The organism is Luteococcus sp., from assembly GCF_043424415.1.
In the GTDB taxonomy this organism is placed as follows: Bacteria; Actinomycetota; Actinomycetes; order Propionibacteriales; family Propionibacteriaceae; genus Luteococcus.
On the sequence record NZ_JBHWOO010000049.1, the window covers coordinates 1 to 3239 of the forward strand.

At 65.2% G+C, this 3239-nt stretch carries 3 protein-coding genes; 2 read left to right on the forward strand and 1 reads right to left on the reverse strand.

Annotated elements, in window-relative coordinates; genetic code table 11:
* Positions 1-173 precede the first annotated feature (173 nt).
* Positions 174-590, reverse strand: a complete 417-nt coding sequence (locus ACHFFZ_RS02655) for a hypothetical protein (RefSeq protein ID WP_394275115.1) — start codon at positions 588-590, stop codon at positions 174-176.
* 93 nt (positions 591-683) lie between these two features.
* Here ACHFFZ_RS02655 and ACHFFZ_RS02660 point away from each other — a divergent pair, with 93 nt between their 5' ends.
* Together ACHFFZ_RS02660 and ACHFFZ_RS02665 are read left to right on the forward strand one after the other, a co-directional pair.
* Positions 684-1493 carry a hypothetical protein gene (locus tag ACHFFZ_RS02660; RefSeq protein ID WP_394275116.1) on the forward strand — a complete coding sequence of 270 codons (810 nt, stop codon included), beginning with the start codon at positions 684-686 and terminating at the stop codon, positions 1491-1493.
* A gap of 235 nt (positions 1494-1728) precedes the next feature.
* Positions 1729-2778 (forward strand): IS110 family transposase, encoded by a 1050-nt coding sequence (locus ACHFFZ_RS02665; RefSeq protein WP_394275117.1) that lies wholly within the window; start codon positions 1729-1731, stop codon positions 2776-2778.
* The last annotated feature ends 461 nt before the right edge of the window (positions 2779-3239 follow it).

The window sequence follows — 3239 nt, forward strand, 5'->3', positions numbered from 1 at the left end:
GCACCGGAGGCCTCCAGCGCGGCGACGCCTTCCCTCTGGGCACGTCGCCGGTCTTCACGGTCTTCCTTGGTGGTCATGGTCATCAGTGTGTCTGCTTCCTTGTCAGGAGCCACCCCTTACACAAACCATCTGACACCCTCGGCCGTTGCGCGAAACCCTAGCCCACGACCAGTTCAAGGACAGGCCAGGACCAGCGCGTCGGTGCGATGCAGGCCGGAGAAACTGTCCGTGGTGGGGCCTAGCGTCGCGGCATGATCCATCACAAGACGCACTACCGGAACGGCCGCGGCCCCCTCACTCATCGGGTGAGATACGACGAGATCCCGGACTTGGTCTACCGAACCATCAGCAGCGATGGGCTGCTGCAACGCGATGTCGAGGCGTGGATGGATCATCTCGCCACGACCGTGTTGTTTCTTCCGGATGTGGAGCTCGACGGTGACGTGCATCTTGCCAAGAATGGTGTGCGGCCGGTGCCCGGCCAAGAAGACCGCTACCAGGTCACCGTCCACTTCCCCACTGCTTGGTGGCCCGAATTCGCTGAGGCTCTGGGTACTCAGATCTACCCACACGGAGACACTCAAAATCATGCCTGCACCTGCCGGGCAGACAAGCCGCATGCTGCATGGATCCTCACCACCACGGTCAACCCCCGTGACGGGAAATCGGTCTCGTTGGATCAGATGCTGGCCGAGCTCCTGACGGCCTGCGACCAGCTCGTCAAGGAGATCATCGCCGTTTACGCCCCCATCGCCGAGCAGCAACGCGAAGACTCCCTGGCGAAGCTGCGGTCCGAGCTCACGCGCCGCGTCGAGGTGGTCCAAACCGTGAACCGTGTCCATGAGCAGCTCGGGATCTCCCTGTCCCCCGCACCCGCCGAGCAGCAGGTGCCGCTGACCCCCAAGGCGTTGGGCGCCGAGGCCTTCCATCGCCGTTCGGCCGCCGGGGAGCCCCTGCCGGCGCTCGTGCGGGAAGCCCGAGAGGGTGTGATCAGCACTATCGCCAGCTTCGCAACCGCCCTCGAGTCCCTGCCCGAGACCGCCGGCCATCTCGCGGAGTTCGGCGAAGAACAGCTGCGCGATGTGTTGCTGTTCGTGCTCAACGCGAACTGGCGCGGCCAAGCCGCAGGCGAGGTGTTCACCAACCGGGGCAAGACCGACATCTCCATCTTCGCCGCCGACCGTCGCCTGTTCACCGCCGAACTGAAGTGGTGGCACGGCGCCAAACAGCTCACCGCAGCCATCGACCAGCTCGCCGGCTACACCATCGCCCGCGACACCGCCGCCTGCCTCATCATGCTCTCCAAGGCCAAGAACTTCACCCAGATGCAGTACACCGCCGAAACCACGATCGCTGCTCACCCGCACATCACCGGCCGGATCCCCACCCCGGACGACAAACCCGCACGCGTCCAGCTGCGATCCTCCGTCGACGAGGGCCGCATGATCGAACTGGTCTTCCTGCCGGTGTGCCTCACACTGCCCACCACCTAACCCACGAACCACCACCCCGGCCAGAACAGCACACGGGGAAGGCCGACGCACCGATGTCGCCGTGCTCTGATGACTAGACGGTATGGGTGACCCCGATCGGGGGTGAGGCTCTGGCAGGCCGGGGCCTCGCCGCGCAACGATTCGTGGGTTGCCGGACAGGGGCGTCCTGTCTGGCCTTTCCGACATACGTGGGAGGCCCCGGTTGTTTACCGAGCGTACGAGTGTTGGTCTGGACGTGCATGCCCGCAGCGTCGTGGCGCATGCCATGGACGTCCAGACCGGTGAGATCTTCAAAGCCCGACTTTGCCCCGACCCTGTCGAGGTCGCCAGCTGGATCAAGGCCCTGCCCGGACCGTCAGCAGCCATCTACGAAGCCGGCCCGACCGGCTACGGCCTGGCCAGAACCCTGCTGTCACAGGACATCCGAACCGTGGTGGCGGCCCCGTCGAAGCTCCAGCGACCGTCGGGGGCCCGGGTGAAGACCGACGCGATCGACGCCGAACACCTCTCAACGTTGTTGCGGCTGGACGCTTTCACCGCGGTCACCGTTCCTGACGAGCTCACCGAAGCAGCCCGCGACCTCGTGAGGGCTCGGGAGGACAGTCGATCTGACCTGATGCGCGCCAGGCACCGGCTCTCGAAGCTGCTGTTGCGCCATGGGATCGTCTACTCCGGCGGGCAGGCCTGGGTCCGCGCCCACGATGCTTGGCTCAAGCGGCAGCGCTTCGACTCACCCCTGGTCCAGGCCGCGTTCGACGAGGCATACGACAGTGTGATCACGATCACGGCCCGCCGTGATCGTCTCGACCAACGCATTGAAGCCATGGCCGAGAACAGCCAATACACGCCCGTGGTCCGCAGACTCGGCTGCCTGCGGGGCATCTCCACGTTGACCGGCTTCGGCTTGGCGGTGGAGATTGGCGACTGGACTAGGTTCACCGGCAACTCGATCGGCTCATTCGTCGGACTCATCCCGTCGGAGAACTCATCCGGCCAGTCCCGCTCACAGGGCCCGATCACGAAGACCGGCAACAGCCACGCCCGCCGGCTGTTGGTCGAGGCCGCCTGGCACCACCAGCACCGCTACGTCCCCGGCAAGACCATCCGCGACCGCTGGGACCTCGCCAGCCCCGCCGCCCGGGCCCGCGGAGACCTGGGCAACCGGCGCCTCAACCATCGCTGGAACCAGTTCAAGAAGCGCAAGAAGCGCCCCATCGTGGCTAACGCCGCGATCGCCCGCGAACTCGCGGGCTGGTGCTGGTCGCTCGCCGTCCTCGAGGAGTAGTCCTTCGAGGCTCACAAACTTGACCTGAAGACCGGCCGGCGAGGGGTGACGCAGCGACCGGAACGACCCGCGATACAGCTATGAGCAGCCGTCCTGGCGGGCGGTGACGCTCGACTCTAGACAGGCGTGACGTTCCGAGCCGAAAGCACCGTCCTGCGGTAACCAACCCGCGAATATCAGACTGACATCGCCGTCGACAGACACGCGAACCCCCTCGTCAACGCCACTTCGGGTCAACAGAGGGACAGGCGCCACCAAGCATCCAGCCTGGTGGCGCCTCGTCCTGCCCTCTTGACAAAACCCACACCCATATCAGCTGGACTGACCGGAGATGACGATTGAATTCGGTCTGCCTGTGGAAGCTGGGGCCCGCAATAGCTGTTCGCGCCCTGTCACGGCGTTACTCGTGGGGTTGCGGATGTCTCTATTCTTGGCCGCTCGGCCAAGACGCCGAAAGAATC

Excerpts from the sequence above, each read along its gene's own strand:
- ACHFFZ_RS02655 (WP_394275115.1), bottom strand. The coding sequence starts at position 590 with ATGATTTTGAGTGTCTCCGTGTGGGTAGATCTGAGTACCCAGAGCCTC.
- ACHFFZ_RS02660 (WP_394275116.1), top strand. The coding sequence starts at position 684 with ATGCTGGCCGAGCTCCTGACGGCCTGCGACCAGCTCGTCAAGGAGATC.